Origin of the sequence: Halorubrum distributum JCM 13561 (assembly GCF_000337395.1) — an archaeon.
GTDB classification, from domain to species: Archaea; Halobacteriota; Halobacteria; order Halobacteriales; family Haloferacaceae; genus Halorubrum; species Halorubrum distributum.
The window spans coordinates 44,129-60,797 of the sequence record NZ_AOJF01000043.1; the positions used below are offsets into that span (position 1 = coordinate 44,129).

14 protein-coding genes and 1 pseudogene are annotated in these 16,669 nt (G+C 69.0%); 10 read left to right on the forward strand and 5 right to left on the reverse strand.

What is annotated here, in order from left to right; translation table 11 throughout:
• Positions 1–24: 24 nt before the first annotated feature.
• The gene (locus C470_RS10735; RefSeq protein WP_004597287.1) at positions 25–354 is read left to right on the forward strand and encodes a 4Fe-4S dicluster domain-containing protein; all 330 of its coding nucleotides are present in this window, start codon (positions 25–27) and stop codon (positions 352–354) included.
• A gap of 431 nt (positions 355–785) precedes the next feature.
• Here the strand turns inward: C470_RS10735 and C470_RS10740 are convergent.
• A pseudogene (locus C470_RS10740) lies at positions 786–3,193 on the reverse strand (GNAT family N-acetyltransferase).
• A gap of 128 nt (positions 3,194–3,321) precedes the next feature.
• On the opposite strand from C470_RS10740, the gene C470_RS10745 reads away from it, so the two are divergent.
• A complete protein-coding gene (locus C470_RS10745) occupies positions 3,322–3,768 on the forward strand; it encodes a UPF0179 family protein (RefSeq protein ID WP_004597285.1) in 447 nt (148 codons plus the stop codon).
• Between the two features lie 24 nt (positions 3,769–3,792).
• Here the strand turns inward: C470_RS10745 and C470_RS10750 are convergent, their stop codons facing one another.
• Complete coding sequence (locus C470_RS10750; RefSeq protein WP_008367176.1) at positions 3,793–4,518, reverse strand: nucleoside phosphorylase; 726 nt, start codon at positions 4,516–4,518, stop codon at positions 3,793–3,795.
• A gap of 221 nt (positions 4,519–4,739) precedes the next feature.
• Between C470_RS10750 and C470_RS10755 the strand changes: the two genes are divergently transcribed.
• The 6 genes from C470_RS10755 to C470_RS10775 all read left to right on the forward strand — a co-directional run bounded on the left by C470_RS10755 (position 4,740) and on the right by C470_RS10775 (position 10,829).
• Positions 4,740–6,020 carry a PQQ-like beta-propeller repeat protein gene (locus tag C470_RS10755; RefSeq protein ID WP_049908699.1) on the forward strand — a complete coding sequence of 427 codons (1,281 nt, stop codon included), beginning with the start codon at positions 4,740–4,742 and terminating at the stop codon, positions 6,018–6,020.
• Positions 6,021–6,254: 234 nt separating this feature from the next.
• The gene (locus C470_RS10760; protein ID WP_007345392.1) at positions 6,255–6,449 is read left to right on the forward strand and encodes a hypothetical protein; all 195 of its coding nucleotides are present in this window, start codon (positions 6,255–6,257) and stop codon (positions 6,447–6,449) included.
• Between the two features lie 145 nt (positions 6,450–6,594).
• Positions 6,595–7,965 carry a hypothetical protein gene (locus tag C470_RS15740; protein WP_160162942.1) on the forward strand — a complete coding sequence of 457 codons (1,371 nt, stop codon included), beginning with the start codon at positions 6,595–6,597 and terminating at the stop codon, positions 7,963–7,965.
• Between the two features lie 184 nt (positions 7,966–8,149).
• The gene (gene hmgB, locus C470_RS10765; RefSeq protein ID WP_008367183.1) at positions 8,150–9,493 is read left to right on the forward strand and encodes a hydroxymethylglutaryl-CoA synthase; all 1,344 of its coding nucleotides are present in this window, start codon (positions 8,150–8,152) and stop codon (positions 9,491–9,493) included.
• A gap of 134 nt (positions 9,494–9,627) precedes the next feature.
• Positions 9,628–10,083, forward strand: coding sequence for a 30S ribosomal protein S19e (locus C470_RS10770; protein ID WP_004597278.1), 456 nt, complete (start codon positions 9,628–9,630; stop codon positions 10,081–10,083).
• Positions 10,084–10,352: 269 nt separating this feature from the next.
• Positions 10,353–10,829 (forward strand): MOSC domain-containing protein, encoded by a 477-nt coding sequence (locus C470_RS10775; protein WP_008367185.1) that lies wholly within the window; start codon positions 10,353–10,355, stop codon positions 10,827–10,829.
• Between the two features lie 48 nt (positions 10,830–10,877).
• On the opposite strand, the gene ppc is transcribed toward C470_RS10775, so the two are convergent.
• The gene (gene ppc / locus C470_RS10780) at positions 10,878–13,580 is read right to left on the reverse strand and encodes a phosphoenolpyruvate carboxylase (RefSeq protein ID WP_008367188.1); all 2,703 of its coding nucleotides are present in this window, start codon (positions 13,578–13,580) and stop codon (positions 10,878–10,880) included.
• A gap of 272 nt (positions 13,581–13,852) precedes the next feature.
• Between ppc and C470_RS10785 the strand changes: the two genes are divergently transcribed.
• Together C470_RS10785 and C470_RS10790 are read left to right on the forward strand one after the other, a co-directional pair.
• Entirely contained in the window at positions 13,853–14,692 is an 840-nt protein-coding gene (locus tag C470_RS10785; protein WP_007345387.1) for a menaquinol-cytochrome c reductase, read from the forward strand.
• Between the two features lie 94 nt (positions 14,693–14,786).
• Positions 14,787–15,200, forward strand: a complete 414-nt coding sequence (locus tag C470_RS10790; protein WP_004597274.1) for a hypothetical protein — start codon at positions 14,787–14,789, stop codon at positions 15,198–15,200.
• A gap of 60 nt (positions 15,201–15,260) precedes the next feature.
• Here C470_RS10790 and C470_RS10795 read toward each other — a convergent pair whose 3' ends face one another.
• Together C470_RS10795 and C470_RS10800 are read right to left on the reverse strand one after the other, a co-directional pair.
• Complete coding sequence (locus C470_RS10795) at positions 15,261–15,719, reverse strand: hypothetical protein (protein WP_004597273.1); 459 nt, start codon at positions 15,717–15,719, stop codon at positions 15,261–15,263.
• A partial coding sequence (locus C470_RS10800; RefSeq protein ID WP_008367192.1) for a DUF7490 domain-containing protein occupies positions 15,716–16,669 on the reverse strand: 954 nt, incomplete at its 5' end. The genes C470_RS10795 and C470_RS10800, both read right to left, overlap by 4 nt.

The following is a 16,669-nucleotide window of genomic DNA, read 5'->3' on the forward strand; positions in this document are numbered from 1 at the left end:
GCGACCGGCGAAGCGGGGGCAACGATGGCCATCGACTCGAACTTCGAAGTGAACCGCGAGCGGGTCGGCGAGGAGGACGGCGTCGCCGTGTGGGGCCCCGTCGAACCGCCCGAGAAGCAGGGGATCCGCGGCACCCACGTCGCGGTCGACTTCGACATCTGTCTCGCCGACGGCGCGTGTCTGGAGGACTGCCCGGTCGACGTGTTCGAGTGGACGGACACACCCGGCCACCCCGAGTCCGAGCGGAAGGCGAACCCCGCGGACGAGGACCAGTGTATCGACTGTATGCTCTGCGTCGACGTCTGCCCGGTCGACGCCATCGACGTCGACCCCGGGCGCGAGAATCGTTTATAAGTGATCGTTGTCGGCGTGGTGTCGACTTCTCTCGTCCGAGTTGCTCGTTTATAAACCGCTAACCGTGGATCGGCGATGAACACCGCCAAATCCCCAGCCGCTCGGCTGTACGTGGTCGCCTGTGGAACCGCGGTGAACACCGCCAAAGCCCCAGTCGCGAGGCCGCCGTACGCTCGCTGCGCTCCTCGCTCAGTCGCTGATACTCCTTCGCTGCGGTGCTTGCGTCGCCTACGGCGGCCTCGCGACTGGGGCTTTGACTCCCACCCCGACCGCACAGCACCGCACCTCAGGCCTCCCCAGCCTCGCCGCTCGCTCCCTCCGGTCGCTCGCGGCGTCCCTCGCGCGTGCGACTCGCGGCCTCCGCTTCGCTCCGGCCGCTCGCCGGCACGCGCCACCGCGGATCTATTTATAAATAGTCGCCGCCGGCTCGTTCACCCGTTTATAAATCGCTCCCGCTCCTCGCGCGCGAACTCGGTGCCGTACCGCTCCACTATCGGGACGAAGGCGTCGCCGAGCGCGCGCATACACGCGCTCGTCGAGACGAACTCCAGTTCGTTTGCGACCTCCTCCCACGGCCGGCCCTGAAGCACCTTCCGGACGAGCAGGCGCTCCTCGCGGTCGTCGAGGCCGACGCCGTCGCCGCCGCTCCCCTCGATCAGCGTCGCGAGCGCGAGGTCGCGGAACGCGCCGGGCGCGGTGTCGTACATCCCCGGGCCGACCGACGCGCCGACGACGGAGCGCCACTCGGTCTCGGTGAGGTCGACCGGGGTCGGGCCGGAACACGCGCGGAGCGCGCCGCGGACAACGTCGGGGTCGACGTCGCGGTGCGCGTCCGAGAGCCCGTCGCGCTCGCGGTCCCGGAAGGCGATCGCGTGGCGGTCCAGCAGGTCGCGGCCCGCATCGGTCTCCGGGCGGAGCATGATCGCGGAGTACTCGCCGGAGGCGTCGTTGCGGCTCGTCGAGAGGTGGACGGTCCGGTAGCCCGCCCGGCGCCAGAAGCGGAGCAGCCGCGGCGTCGCGCCGTAGCCGACCGAGAAGTAGTCGACGCCGTCAGCGTCCCCCTCGTTCCCGCCCACGAACTCCGCGTGGACCTCGTCGAGCAGCCGCGAGCCGAACCCCGCGTCCCGGAGCGCGTGGTGGGTCGCGATCCGGACCGTCCGCAGGCCGCGCGGCGCGGCGGCCGCCTCGTCGCGCAGCTGGCTCGTGAGCACGTCCGGCACCATGTTGCCCCGGACGCGCTCGCCCTCGTACATCCCGCGCCGCGTCTCGGCGTCGAGCCCGCCCTCCCGCGCGAGGAGCGCGACAGCGACCACGCGGCCGTCCGCGACGAGCGCGCGCGCGACGAGGTTCGGCGCGTCGAGCAGCCGCGCGAGGTCGTTCGGCTCGGTCCGGTAGTGCGCGGCGACGAGCAGCCCGAACGCCTCGCCGAGCAGCGTCTCGTCCGCGAGCAGGTCGTCCGGGTCGAGCGCGCGGTACGTCGCCTCGTCGACGGACGCGCCGGATACGGCCGCGTCGACCGCGGGCCGGGCGTCGAGCAGGAGCGCGCGCGACGCCCACGCTTCCACCGGGTCGTTCCGCGCGTACCGGATCGGCTCGTCGAGCCGGACGTCGCTGACCGCGAACCGCGAGCCGAGCAGCCGCTCGCGGAACCGCACCGAGAACCCGCGGCCCGCCCCCTCGTAGCCGTGGACCGTCGTGCAGAACGCGACCGCGGGCGCGTCGAGGAACCCCTCCAGCAGCCGTACCGGGAGCGCCGCCGCCTCGTCGACGACGACCGCGTCCGCCTCGGCCGCGGCTTCGGCCNCCCCCCCAGCAGCCGTACCGGGAGCGCCGCCGCCTCGTCGACGACGACCGCGTCCGCCTCGGCCGCGGCTTCGGCCGCGGCCGCGGGCGGCAGGAAGCGAACGCGACCGCCGGCCGGCGTCCGGAGGTCGCGCTCGTCCGCGTCGCCGGCGCGGTCGCCCTCGTCGCCGCCGCCGTTCCCGTCCGTTTCGCTCCCGATCAGCTCCCGGGCTCGCGCGAACACCTCCGCGGCGTTCCGGAACGCGGGCGCGGTGACGAGCACGTCGCGGCCCGCGAGCGCGAGCGACCCCGCCGCCAGCCCGGCCGCGCTCGACTTCCCGCGCCCGCGGTCCGACTCGACCACGACGGCCGAGCCGGGGTCGGCGAGCGACTCGAACGCCCGCACCGCCCGCGCCTGATCGTCCGTGAGACAGGCGCCGTAGGCGCCCACGGGGAACGTCGCGGCCGGCGGCGCGCTCGGCGGGTCGGCGGCGGCGTCGACCGCGTCGTCGGCACGCTCGGCTGTCTGGTCCCCGGTGAGTCCGTCGCGCTCTACGATGTCTTCGGCGGCCTCGTCGCCGAGCGCGACGACCGCGATCCCGGGGTGCGTCCGGAGCGTCGCGACGAGGCGCTCGCGGAACCGTCCCGTCACGTCCTCGATTCCGTACGGCGGCACCGCGAGCGAGTCGTCGAAGCGGTCGCGGGTCGCCGGCCACTCGTCGAGCGCGGGCGTCAGGAGGACCAGGAGCCCGCCGCCGTCGACCGCGCCGACGGCGCGGCCGAGCGCGTTCGGGACGAACTGCTCGTGGCAGTCGAGGACGACCGCCTCGCGGGTGCGCCCCAGAAGCTCGTCGGCGTTCCGCGGACGGACTTCCTCGAAGCGGAACCCCTCTTGCGTCGAGACGAGCGAGACATCCCCGTCGCCGACGCCGAGCGCCTCGACCGCGTCGTAGGCGGCGTCGAGGGCGCGGTCGCGGTCTCCCGCGAGCACGAGGACGCGCCGCTCGTTCGTTCGCTCGGCCTCGGCGCGCAGGTCGCGCGCGGCTCCCGCGATCATCTCCTCGTCGTTGCCGAGGCGGGGAGATGTGTCTTGCCCTCCGGGCCGGCGTGGCCCCCGTTCTGGGCCACTCCGGTGTTGCCCACGAAGGCGGGAGGCTTACGGACGCTCGGCGCGTCGCTCCGGGTATGACCACGGTCACGCTCATCGGGACGCGGCTCGCGGACGTCGGCCGCGAGTTCGTCTACGAGGGGGAATCGGCCGACTGCGAGGGGTGCCCCTACCGCGGCCAGTGCCTCAACCTCTCCGAGGGCACCCGGTATCGGGTGACCGGGATCCGCGAGAACGCGCAGACGCTCGACTGCGCGGTCCACGACGCGGGCGTCCGCGCGGTCGAGGTCGAGCCCGCGTCGGTCCCCGCCAACGTCCCGTCGAAGCGCGCGTACGCCGGGAGCAAGGCGTCGCTCGCGGGCCCCTGCCCGCACACCGAGTGCCCGAGCCACGGCTACTGCGTCCCCGACGGCGCCGACTTCGACGAGGAGCGCGTCATCGACCAGGTGCTCGGCGAGCCCCCGCACGAGACGTGTGCGCTCGGCCGCGACCTGACGCTCGTGGAGTTCCGCGCGGAGGACTGAGAAGTCGGCAGATCGACCGCCCGCCTACAGCGACGTGATCGCGTTCAGCGTGATCCGGATCGCGCGCTCGACGTTGTCCTTCGCCTTCGCCGGCAGTTCGTCGTCGGAGTCCGCGCCCTTCTGTGACCCCGCGACGAGGTTGCCGTCGACGGTGCAGATGGCGCCCGCCGCGAGCCCCTTGCGCCGCGCGAGCGAGAAGACGGTCGCCGCCTCCATCTCGATCGCGAGCAGGTTCGCGTCGTTCCAGTCCTCCACGTACTCGTCGTCCTCGTTGTAGAACGCGTCGTCGGAGACGATCGGCCCGACGTGGATCTCCTCGTCGTTGTCCTCGGCCGCCCCGACCAGTCCCGTGAGCACGTCGTAGTCGGGCACCGCCGGGTAGTTCGGGGACTCGTAGCGCTTGCTCGTCCCCTCCTCCTTGGCCGCGCCCGTCGCGACGACCATGTCGCCGACCTCCATGTCGGGCTGGAGCGCCCCGCAGGTGCCACACCGGACGAACGTCTCGACGCCGACCCGCGAGAGCTCCTCGACCGCGATCGCGGCCGACGGGCAGCCGATCCCGGTCGAGCAGATCGTGAGGTCGATCCCCTCGTAGCTCGCGTTGACGATCTTGTACTCGCGGTTCTGCGCGACGACCTCGCTGTCGTCACAGAGGTCCGCGATCCGGTCGACGCGGCCGGGGTCGCCCGGGATGACCGCGATCTCGTGGACGTCGCCCTCCTCGACCAGCAGGTGCGGCTGTTTCGCCATACGAGCGGGGACAGCCGCCGAGCGCAAAAACGGACCGGTCGGCGGGCGGGAAAAGCGCGCGACATGTCCGGAGACTCGCGAGACTGCGTCGACGACCCGAGCTACGGCCCCGGCGACCCTTTCGACGCCGTCCGTCCGCCCGCGGCGCGCTCCCGCCGACCGCTCCGGTCGTCGAGAACGTCCGATACACTCTTACAATATCCCTTCAGCAAAACGCCTGTATGAAGCCCTCCAAGACCAGCGGCACCGTAAGCGACGATTCGTCGCGGAAGTGCGAGACGTCACGGACGACGGAGAACGCGGGACGGAGAGCGTTCCTGACGGCGACCGCCGCCGGCGTCAGCGTCGGCCTCGGCGGCTGCCTCGGTGACGGTGACCGCTCCTTCTCGTCCGCCCCTTCGGGCTCCTGGCGGCAGTACATGCGGGACGAAGGCAACACGGGAGCGACGGGCGCGACCGCTCCGCCGCGCGGGAACCTCGCTTGGACGTCGAACGCGTTCACGCGCTGGTCGCCGGTCGCCGCCGACGGAGCGGTCTATATCGGCAACGTCGACCCGAACCCGGGCCCGAAAATCGTCGGCCTCGACGCGACGGACGGGTCCGAACGCTGGAGCGTCGACGTCGAGGAGGCGGACCACTACACGTCCGCCGTCGTCGGAGAGCTGTTGGTCGCCGCGTACGGAGACCGGGTCGTCGCGCTCGACCGCGAGTCGGGCGACCGGGAGTGGACCGACACGCTGTCCGGGACCGTGTCCCGAACCGAGGTGACCGCCGTCCCCGCTGAATCCCTCGTGCTGGTTCCCGAAGCCTCCGATCGAGGCGCCACCCTCAGGGCGTTCGACGCCGCGACGGGAGAGCGACGGTGGTCAGTTCCGCTCGCGGACCGCATCGTCGGCGCCCCGGCGGTCCGCGGTGACGAGGTCTTCGTCGCCTCGGAGTCGGCGCTGTATTGCCTCGACATCGCGGGCGGTGGCGAGGTCTGGAACCGGGGCGTCGAGAACGTCGCGCTCGGCCCGAGACCGACCGCCGACGGAATCGTCCTCGCCGCCGACGGCGACCTCGCCGTCCGCGACGGCGACGGCGGAGCGCATCTCCGGACGCTCGACGGCTACACCGACGAGGCCTACGGCGTGGCGCTCGCCGACGGAACCGCGTATTGGCTGACCGCCGAGGGCCTCGCAGCCGTCTCCGTCGAGGACGGTTCCGAGGAGTGGCGGCTCGACGCGCGGGGGTGTCGGAAGGGGCTCTGCGTCGGCCGTGACGCCGTCGTCGCCCCGGTCCGGTACGAGGAGTTCGATCTGGAGGTGGCGTGGCCCGCGGTCGCCGCGTTCGACCGCGAGACGGGCGACGTGCGCTGGTACTATCACCTCGACGGGTTCGACGTGACGTTCACCACGCCCCCGGTGCTCGTCGACGGAGCGGTCTACCTCGCCGCCAACACGTTCGATAGCCTCGGCGCGCTCGGGGACGTCCCGCCCGAGGAGGAGCCCGGACTCCTCTGACGCCGAGCGCGCGCCGCGAAACTCGGACTTCTTCGAAGCTCCCGACAGGGATACCGGTCCCGGTACACGGCGAGTGTCGCACGCAGCGGAACGGTCGATCGAACGCGCAGATCAAATTTAATATCGCGATATGTGATTTACGCGCGCGCCGAGGCGCACGTCGTTCGTCCGCTTCACCGGTGTTCGCTCTCGGTGGACCGACCGGTTTATCGCCCGAAACCGCGAGGTTCGCGCATGGTCGACACGGACGCTTCGGCGGACCTCGGCTCGACGCTCGGCGCCCTCACGGTCTCGTTCCTTTTCGTCACGCTCGTCGCCGGGACGCTGCTCGGCTTCAACTGGACGCAGGCGGTGCTCCTCGGCGGGTTCGCCGGCGTCGTGGCCGTCGCGTCGGCGTGGCTGACGGACCGGCGGGCGGGCGGCGACTGAGCCGTCCCGTCTCCGGCCCTCCACCGCGCCCGCCCGAGTATCGCGACTGAGAGGTCGGACGGAGGATTTTATACCCGCTCGGCGACGACACCGTACAATGCGATTCAGTCGCGACCGTCGGGGCCAGTCGGTCGTGGTCGGGACGGTGATCCTGTTCGGGTTCCTAATCTTAGCGCTCTCGCTGTATCAGGTACAGATCGTCCCGCAAGAGAACGCGGAGGTGGAGTTCCAGCATTTCGAAGAGGTTCGCAACGATCTCGTTGACCTCAGGGCAGGGATATTACGGGCAGGCACTACTGACCGGGTACAGTACGAGACAGTTCGACTGGGAACTGATTATCCTCCCCGACTGTTTGCGATTAACCCGCCGGCACCGTCGGGGACGATACAGACGAGGGGTCCGTACAACATCAGTATTCACAGCGAATCAGGCGACACCGTCAACATCACGACCCGATTCATCCAGTACCAACCGAGGTACAACGAAATTGACCATCCGCCGACGTGGTACGACGCCTCTGTGCTGTATCTTGATGCTAACGAAGAGGGAGGTAGAGTCGTGATTATCGAAGATCAAAACCTTGTAAATGATGACGGTGAGGTTCGAATCACTGCCCTCCAAAACGAGTTCCGGCGAAGTGGAACCCAACAGACGACTCTTGAGCTTCGTCCGAGTCGGAACTCCACTGATAGGATTCCCGAAGGTGAGCTCACTATTAAGATTCCAACACGATTAAGCGGTGAGGAATACTGGGACAATGCTGACATCCCGGACAAGGTCTACGGCGGTGTCTCGGACGCCGGCGGTAATGGGGTTCACAACTTAACACTGAACACGACCCACGAAGAACTGGTAGTGGACACGGTCGGAATTCAGGAGAAGCCAACAGATTCAATCGCGAAGAATGGCAGCAGTGATGACGAGAATAATCAAGCTGTCGAGAATCGAACATTCGATATTGAGTGGTACGATCGAAATTCTGTTCCAATAGGCGATGTACAACTAAACGGGAGTATAAGCGCTAATGACGAACCCTTGGATAATGCTACTATCGACTTTTCGACTACGAATCCCGCGGTAGCATCTTTCAATCAAGAGAACAGCACTACCACGAGCGTCGATGGTAACTTCACCGCGAATATCACCGCTAAACAGGAAGGCAATGTCACATTATTCGCCGCGTCTGGTGATGATGTCGATAACATCTCTGTCGAAGTTATTGCTCCGGTAAACCCGAGCCCGCCAATATTTGGTTCCCTAACTGCCAGTGGGAGCCAGCGGTCTGTTTCGTTTGACTGGAATATTGACGGTCAGTTTGACTCAGTCACGTTTGAAACTGATTCAGGTAGCGCGACGAGTACTGATCGTTCGGGTACAGTTTCTATTGGAAAAAGCCCTGGCAACCGTGATATAACAGCTATCGTAGAGGGACCTGGCGGATCCGAAACCTGTACCGCTACCATCGGTAATGACGGAGAATTGATAAAGCCTGACTTTACCTGTACTACCTCCTGACACGTCATAGAACATAATATTATTACAATCTTCCAGGCTCTGACTCAGTAGATTCGATGAATCACATATTCCTGACTCTTAGAAAAGCCGTCCCTCGTATCAGTTAAGTACTCTACTACTAGGTTCCACGATCGACGTAATCCCCATCGACAAAGCCATATGCCGGCCGGATGAACGACCGTGTATGACCGCAGTCGGGATCGACGGCATCGAGATCTGGACCGGGAAGCTCAAACTCGACCTGCCGGGCACGTTCGCGCCGGAGAAGGGCGACGACCCCGAGAAGTACACGAAGGGGCTCGGGCTCAACAACTCCTCGTTCCCGGACGTGTACGAGGACATCGTCACGATGGGGGCGAACGCGGCGAAGGGCCTGATGGACCGGAAGGGGCTCGAACCCGAGGATATCGGCCGGATCGACGTCGCCACGGAGTCGGCGTTCGACCACTCGAAGCCGGTGTCGACGTACATCGCGGGCTGTCTCGAACAGGTGTACGACGGCGACTTCACCCACGCCAACAAGGGCGAGCGCAAGTTCGCCTGCCTCGCCGGCACGCAGGCGATCGACGACGCGTACAACTGGATCCGAGCGGGCCGGAACCGCGACCGTCCGGCGATCGTCATCACGACGGACACGGCGCTGTACGCCCGCGGCGACCCGGGCGAGGCGACGCAGGGCGCCGGCGCCGTCGCGATGCTGATCGACGAGGACCCCTCGCTCGTCGAGCTCTCGACCGATCAGGGGTACGGGTCGAAAGACGAGACGGACTTCCTCAAGCCGAACCAGCAGTTCCCCAGCGTCGACGGGAAGCGGTCGGTCCAGGTGTACCTCTCCCGGATGCGCGAGGCCCTGGAGGACTACGAGTCCGTCACCGACGACATCGAGCTGGAGGACTTCGCGTACGCCCCGTTCCACACGCCGTTCCCCGGGATGGTTCGGAAGGCGGCGCTGTTGGCGTACCGGCACGTCATCCGCGACACGGCCCACGAGGACGCGCTCGCCGACGAGATCGGCCGCCAGCCCCGCGAGAGCGAGTACGAGGACCGGGAGGCGTACGAGGAGGCGATCCGCGGGTACATGGACGACCTGAAGACCACCGAGCAGTACCAGACGTGGTACGACACGGCGGTCGAGCCGACGCTCGGGCTCTCTCGCGAGGTCGGCAACTGGTACACCAGCTCCGTCCACATCGCCCGCGTGAGCGCCCTGCGCGACGCGCTGACCCGCGACCGTGAGTTCATCGGCGACACGCTGCTCGTCGCCTCCTACGGCTCCGGCGCGCAGGCCGAGATCCACGCCGAGACGATCCGCGAGGGGTGGCGGGCGGAGATCGAGGGGCTCGACATCGACGACCAGCTCGACGCCCGCTACGACCTCACCTGGGACGAGTACGAGGACGTCCACGACGTCCACGAGTACGACATGGACGTCGAACGCGAGGTCGAGGAGTTCACCCAGCCCGACGGGGAGTTCGTCTTCACCGGCTGGGGCCGGATGAACGAGCGGAAGTACGAGTACGCCGAGTAGCACAGCGCCCCCGACGCTCGGCCTCGCTCCGATCCGCGAGTCGCCCGCAGCGGCCCGCAACCCCGTGAAAACGGCTCACACGGGCCGTACGCGATACGATGGTTTTAAACGACGCTGGCGTGAATCGACACCCAATGGTAACCATCTACGACGTGCCGGCCGACGACCTCATCGAGGCCGTCGCCGCGCGACTCGAGGACCGCATCGACGAGCCCGACTGGGTCGAGTTCGCAAAGACCGGCGCCGGCAAGGAGCTCCCGCCGGAGCAGGACGACTTCTGGTACGTCCGCTCCGCGAGCCTCCTGCGCAAGGTCGCCCAGAACGAGCCGATCGGCATCGAGCGGCTCGCGACCGAGTACGGCTCGAAGAAGCGCGGCTCGAACCGCTACGTCGTCCGTCCCGGCGAACACGAGGGCGGCTCCCGCAAGCTCATCCGCTCGTCGCTCCAGGCGCTCGAAGAAGAGGGGCTCGTCACCACCGCAAGCGGCGAGGGCCGCCGTGTCTCCGACGAGGGTGAGGCGTTCCTCTCGGAGGTCGCGACCGAGGTCTTCGAAGATCTCGACCGTCCGGAACTCGAACGCTACGCGTAGATCGCTGTTTTCTCGTTTTCCGACCGTGCGAATCCGTTAGCGGCCGCTATACCACGTAAGACGGCCGTTCGACGGCAGCAGGGCGTATCCGAAGTTCTCCGTCCGTTTCGCACGATGTATCGTATGTTGCTATATCAAATGCTGTCGGGAAGGTCTCTGACTCTGTCTGACTCCGTCGCCGTCCGAGCGGAACCGGTCACCCCCGTCCCGCCAGCAGGTTCTTGCTCCCTCGGCGCGGAGTCCGGCGTGATTCCGAGCGTGATTCACGCATGACCGATTCGCAGACCGGCGCAGTCGAACAGATCCACGTCGCCTCGGGAACGGGGGGCGACCCGGAACCGCGAGCGGCCGTCGAGGCGGTCGCCGACCGGGGGCTTCGCGGCGATCGCTACTTCGACGGCGACGGGATCTACAACGAGCAGGCGGACTTGGAGCCGAGCGACGTGACGCTGATCGAGGCGGAGGCGCTCGCGGCCGCGGCCGAGGAGTTCGGCGTCGACCTGACCGCGGGCGCCCATCGACGCAACCTCACGACGCGCGGCGTCGCCCTCGACGACCTCGTCGGCGAACGGTTCCGGGTTGGTGAGGCGGTGTTCGAGGGGATCGGTCACTGCGAGCCCTGCGGGTACATGGCGGACCTCGCGGCGGAGGCGGACGCGGCGGCCGCGCTCGACGGCCGCGGCGGACTCGACGCTCGGATCGTCGAGTCCGGGACCGTCGAAGTCGGCGACGACATCGTCCGGTAGCGGGCTCGACGGCGGCGAGAAAAGGGCGGGGAGGCGTCGCGAAGCGAGCTATCCCGTGTTCTTCATCCCGGCGGCGATGCCGTTGACGGTGAGCCGCAGGGTTCGCTCCTCCTCGTCGGTGCGGTGGGTACGCCCGAGCAGGTTCGCCTGGAGGAGGTTCAGGGGGTCGACGTAGGGGTTCCGGCGGTCGAGGCTCTCTTCGAGCCACTCGCGGCGGAGCAGCTGGTCGCGGCCGCTGATCGCCAGGACCAGTTCGCGCCCGCGCTCGTACTCGCTGACGAGCTCGGGGAAGAAGCGCTCGCGGAGGTCGTCGTCGGCCAGGTCGGCGTACTCGGCGGCGATCTCCGGCTCGGTGCGCGCGAGCGCCAGCGAGGCGTTGTCGAGCGTGGTCCGGAAGAACGGCCACTCGTCGAACATCTCGCGGAGCGTCTCCATCCCCGCCTCCTCGCCGACCTCGTCGAGGTAGGCGTCGATGCCGGAGGCGATTGCGTACCAGCCGGGGAGGATCAGCCGCGTCTGGGTCCACGAGAACACCCACGGGATCGCCCGCAGGTCCTCGACGCTGCGCTCGCCCGAGCGGGAGGCGGGCCGGGAGCCGAGGTTGAGGTCCTCGACGACGCTGATCGGCGTCGCCTGCTCGAAGTAGGAGACGAACCCGTTCGTGTTCAGCAGGTCGCGGTACGTCTCCCGCGCGGCGGGCGCCATGATCTCCATCGCCTCGACCCAGCGGTCGGGCACGTCCTCGACGGGCTCCTCGTTCGCCTCCTTCCGGGCGCGGATCTGCGCGTCGAGCATCTGCTCGAGCTCGCGCTCGGCGATGCGGGGGTTGGCGTACTTCTCGGCGATCGCCTCGCCCTGCTCGGTGAACTTCACCTGGCCGGTGACGGTCTCGTTCGGCAGCGCGAGCAGCGCCTCGTTCATCGGGCCGCCGCCGCGCGAGATGGAGCCGCCGCGGCCGTGGAACAGCCGGAGGGTGACGTCCTCCTCGCGGCAGAACCGGGCGATCCGGCGCTGGTTCTCGTAGAGGTCCCAGTTCGCCGCGAGGAACCCGTTCTCCTTGTTGGAGTCGGAGTAGCCGAGCATGACCTCCTGGACCTCGCCGCGGGCCTCCAGCGCCTTCGCGTACGCCTCGTTCTCGAAGAGGGTGCCGAGGATGCGCTCGGCGCCGTTGAGCGCGGACTCGGTCTCGAGGAGGGGCACCACGTCGACCGCGCAGTGGTCGGGCAGGGTGACGACGCCGACCTGATCGGACAAGAAGAGCACCTCCAGCACGTGGCTGGGCTCCTCCGTCATCGAGATGCAGTAGGTGTCGATCGCCTGCTGGCCGTACTCCTCCTGCCACTCCGCGAACGACTGGAACCGTTCGAGGACGCGCTCGGTGGTCTCCGAAACGTCGCCGGGCTCGTCGACGTCGACGACCGGCTCGTCTTGGAGGATCGCCTCGGTGAGGAAGTCGACGCGCTCCGACTCGTCCATCCCCTCGTAGTCGACGCCCTCGACCGCGACCGCCTCGGCGACGGCCTCGGTGTGGTTCTCGCGGTGGTCGCGGAGGTCGAGCGACGCCAGCGTGAGCCCGAACGTGTCCACCTGTCGGCGGAACGGCTCGACGAAGGATTCGAGAACCGACTCCTGGCCGTCCTCGCGCAGCGACTCGGCGATGACGTCGAGGTCGTCGAGGAAGGCGTCGCCGTCGGGGTACTCGCCCGGGCGCACGTCGTTGACGCGGTCGAGCCGCTCGCGCATCAGCCGGAGCTTCTGGCGGTACGGCTCGTCGGGGTAGCGCTCGCGCGCCTCCTCGACGACGGTCGGGAACCGCTCGGCGTCGGCCGCGAGCGACCGCGCCAGCGCGTCGCCGTCGGCGTACCGGTCGCCGTCCTGGCTCAGCACGGCCGAGAGCCGCTTACACCGGTCGCGGTACTTCTCGACGGCGACCTCGCGCTGGCGTTCGAGCGTCTCGTCGGTCACCTCGGGGGTGACGAACGGGTTGCCGTCGCGGTCGGAGCCGGCCCACGATCGGAACTCGAAGAGCTTCGGGCAGTCGACGTCGTCGTACTCCTTCGAGATGGTCTCCTCGAACTCCTCGTAGGCGTCGCCGACGACGTCGAAGAGGGTGTTCTCGAGGTACCACTGGACGTTTCGCGCCTCGTCTTCCGGCTCGGGCGCCCGCTGGCGGACCTGGCGGGTGCCCCACAGGCTGGTCACCTCGGCGGTGACGTCGCGCCAGACGGCGCGCCGCTCGCGGTCGGTGAGGTTGCGCTCGTCGAGCTCCCCGAGGTGGTTCGCGATGGAGCGGAGCTTCGACTTCACCGTCGAGCGCCGGGCCTCCGTCGGGTGCGCGGTGAACGTCGGCTCGATGAGCACGTCGGCGAGCAGCTCCTCCAGCTCGTCGGCGTCGACGCCGGCCTCGGCGAACTCGGCGATCGTCGCGTCGAAGGAGTCGTGGAGGGCCGTCCCGTCGTCGGCGTTCCGGACCGCGCGGACGCGCTCGCGCTCCTCGGCGAGGTTGATCAGCTCGAAGTAGGTCGTGAACGCGCGGGCGACGACCTCTTCGCGGGTCGTCGAGAGGTCGTCGACCGCCGCGTGGAGGGCCGCCCGGTCCGCGGCGTCGCCCCGTCGGTAGTCGATCGCCGCGTTCCGTAGCGTCTCGACCGTCTCGTACGCCTCGGTCGAGGCCTGCGCGGCCAGGACGTCTCCCACCAGCGCCCCGAGTTCTCGAACGTCCGTCCGCACGTCCCGATTGTGCAACTTCATACCACACACACTGCGGTCGCGGTCGGTTAAAACCGCGGTCTGAACGAAGGTTTGCCTCGGTTCCGAGTTAATTCGGTCACGAACGTTCCTGTTCGTTGGCCGCCGTCGAGGCGTCCGCGGCGCCGGCGACCTGGGGAACGTCGTCGCCCACGCTCCTCGGAACGTCGGCGGCGACCCCGTTCGGATCGGCGGCGACGAACGGCGACGGCGTCGATTCTCGCCCCGGTGGAGGGTTCGTCACCCTTTTTACCGATCCAACCGCAGATGCGTGTATGAGTGCGTCCGACAAGTATCCGTCTGAATCCGGGCGGCGACGCTTCGTGAAGGGCGTCGTCGGCGGCGCGGCCCTCGCGGGGGTCGGCGCGATGGGGTCGGCGACCGTGAACACCCTGACGACCGCCGGCGGGGTCGGCGGCGGGTCGACGATCGCGAAGACGATCGCGCACACCGGCGGCCCGGCGCCCCGCGGGCTCCCGCAGATCCCGGTTCAGGTCACCGACGAGGGGTACATCGAGGGGATCTGGCCCGAGACGACCACCGTCACCCAGGAGGGACAGGAGATCGAGGTCGCCCAGCAGGACCTCGGCGGGGAGACCTACACCGGCGCGTGGTTCCAGTACTGCGGCGTCGAGTCCCAGGAGAACGTCCAGCCGAACTTCGAGTCGGACAACCTGTTCCGCGCCGCGAGCGGTCCGCCGTACGACTGGCAGTCGAACACCTACTCGGGCGGCGACCGGATCCACATCGACGACTTCGACGACTACACCGAGTGGGGCAACGGGATCGGAAGCGACGGCGTCGGCAAGCCGGCGTCGGTCACGTGGCGCTCCGAGGACGCCGAGACGAACCTCAACGCGGTCGTGATCCGCTCGCCCCAGATCGAGGAGGCGGCTCAGAACAACGAGTGGCTGCAGGCGTCGACCGACCAGGGGTTCATGGCGTACCTCAACGTCTGCACGCACTTCTGTTGTATTCCGGGCTACAAGGAGTTAGGGGAGTCCGCTCGCTACGACGCCGCCGACGGGACCTACTGCGTCTGCCACCAGTCGACGTACGACCCGTTCACCATCGAGGAGGCGCTGTTCATCGCCCGGCCTCGCCCGGAAGAGTAACGCGTCCGTCGCGGTTCTCCTTCCTCTTCTCTCTCCCGCTCCGCAGTCGACGGTCCCCGCCGCGCTTTTCACGCCGCTCGCCCGAGACGAGGGCATGAGCGACGACGACCCCGCAGACGCCGACGCGCCCGCCGGAGCGGATCGCTCCGAGACCGCCGACGACTCGACTGGCACCGTCGACTCCGCTGACGCCGCCGAGAGCGCGTCCGCCGCCGACGACTTCGAGACGGAGCTCGCTCGCGCCCGCGACCTCCTCGACGGCGACGACATCGACGCGGTCCACGTCGGCGTCGTCCGCGACGGCGAGGTCGACACCACGTTCGCCCAGCGCACCGACGGCGACGCGGAGGGTGCGGGGCTCCGCGCGCTCGCGCTGCTCGCCGCGCACGTCAGGCTGGTCGCGGGCGAGGCGGGCGTCGAGCCCTCCACCGTCGCCGGCGACGCCGCGACGCTCGCGGGACAGGTGGAACAGATCCCGGCCAGCACCGACCAGATCCCCGACGAGTAGCTCGGCCACCGCGTCCCGCCGAATGCCCCGGTTGCGCGCTCGGTCGAGCCCGTTCGCCCGTCAGGACTCGCTCGCCCGGATCCGACGGAGCTGGTGGGTCACGCCCGCGAGCGCGACCAGCAGGACCGCGAGGTTGAAGACGGCGAGCGCCACGGACTGGTAGGCCGGATCGAACCACGTGCGGATCGCGTTGCCGGACTGGCTGTAGAACCCCCAGCCGGCGACGACCGCGAGCAGCGACAGCGCGGCCAGCCCGACGCGGTCGAGCAGGCCGCGGAGGTCGTCGGTCGAGAGGCGGTCGAAGCCGGAGGCGTCGACCGGCTCCGTCCATCCGTTCGCGTCGGTGTCCTCGGCGTCCGTCGCCGTGCGGTCGGTCGCGTCGGTGTCGTCTGTCATTGGCTGTGGTGGGTGGCGGGTGTGGTCGGTGTCGGTCGTTCGGTCGGTGGTCGTTCGGTCCGTCGCCGGTTCGTCGGGGTCCGGTTCGTCGGTCGGTCCGTCGCGCGACGGGTCGTCCGTCATCGTCGCCTCCGCGCGGTCAGGGCCGCGACGACGAGCGCGACGAGCGCGACGAGCGGGCCGAAGCCCGGCGTCGAGCCGCCGGTGGCGCCGTCCGTCGGCGCGCGGTCGGAGCCGTCACCGCCCTCGCCGCCGGCGTCGTCGCGCTCGAAGTCCTCGACGGAGAACGCCACGTCGCGGACGGTCTCGTTGGCGGTGATGGTCTCCCGCGGGTTCAGGTTCGCGACGCCCTGCGTCTCGTCGACGAGCACGTCGTCGTCGAACAGCGCGGCGTCGACGTAGTAGTTGTAGCCGGCCGGCACCTCGACGGTCGTCGTCACGGTGTCGGTGCGGCCGGGGCGGACGGTGCCGACCGTCTCCGCCGCCTCCGCGGCGATAACGTTCGACTCCGCCTGCCGGAGGTAGAGGCGGAGGTCGACGTCCTCGCTGGCCTCGTCGCCGCGGTTCGTCACCGAGACCGACGCCGACAGGGTCGCGGTCTCGTTGTCGGCCTCGACGACGCTCACCGCGACGGTCGGCCAGACGGATCCGTCGGTGAACCCGACCTGCGTGTCCGCGTAGTCGGGGGTGAGCGCCGCGACGCCGGCGACGCGCGTGGTCTGCTCCTGGCGGCGCTGGCCGTCCGCGAAGACGACCGTCTCGATGCGGTAGCCGCCTTCGCGCTCGACGGTCACGGTGCCGTTGACGGTGCGCTCGCCCTCGAAGTCGACGTCGCCGACCTCGACGGTCGTCTCGTCGACGAGGAGGCCGGACTCGGCGCCGATCGCGCGGTGGCGGACGGTGACGTTCTCGACGGTCCCGCCGCGGTGGCGGAGGTCGGTGCCGAGCCGGAGTTCGGCGGTCTCGCCGCGCACGTCGCCGGGGGCGACGGTCGCGCCGGCGACGTCGATCCGCCCGGGGGGCTCGTCCGTCGCTCGGGGGTCGCTGATGGCGCCGGGCGCGGCGACGGCGCC

Coding starts and splice junctions, on each gene's coding strand:
- hmgB (WP_008367183.1), top strand. CDS start 8,150: ATGACCGCAGTCGGGATCGACGGCATCGAGATCTGGACCGGGAAGCTC.
- C470_RS10770 (WP_004597278.1), top strand. CDS start 9,628: ATGGTAACCATCTACGACGTGCCGGCCGACGACCTCATCGAGGCCGTC.
- C470_RS10755 (WP_049908699.1), top strand. CDS start 4,740: ATGAAGCCCTCCAAGACCAGCGGCACCGTAAGCGACGATTCGTCGCGG.
- C470_RS10735 (WP_004597287.1), top strand. CDS start 25: ATGGCCATCGACTCGAACTTCGAAGTGAACCGCGAGCGGGTCGGCGAG.
- C470_RS10760 (WP_007345392.1), top strand. CDS start 6,255: ATGGTCGACACGGACGCTTCGGCGGACCTCGGCTCGACGCTCGGCGCC.
- C470_RS10775 (WP_008367185.1), top strand. CDS start 10,353: ATGACCGATTCGCAGACCGGCGCAGTCGAACAGATCCACGTCGCCTCG.
- ppc (WP_008367188.1), bottom strand. CDS start 13,580: ATGAAGTTGCACAATCGGGACGTGCGGACGGACGTTCGAGAACTCGGG.
- C470_RS10785 (WP_007345387.1), top strand. CDS start 13,853: ATGAGTGCGTCCGACAAGTATCCGTCTGAATCCGGGCGGCGACGCTTC.
- C470_RS10745 (WP_004597285.1), top strand. CDS start 3,322: ATGACCACGGTCACGCTCATCGGGACGCGGCTCGCGGACGTCGGCCGC.
- C470_RS10790 (WP_004597274.1), top strand. CDS start 14,787: ATGAGCGACGACGACCCCGCAGACGCCGACGCGCCCGCCGGAGCGGAT.
- C470_RS10750 (WP_008367176.1), bottom strand. CDS start 4,518: ATGGCGAAACAGCCGCACCTGCTGGTCGAGGAGGGCGACGTCCACGAG.
- C470_RS10795 (WP_004597273.1), bottom strand. CDS start 15,719: ATGACGGACGACCCGTCGCGCGACGGACCGACCGACGAACCGGACCCC.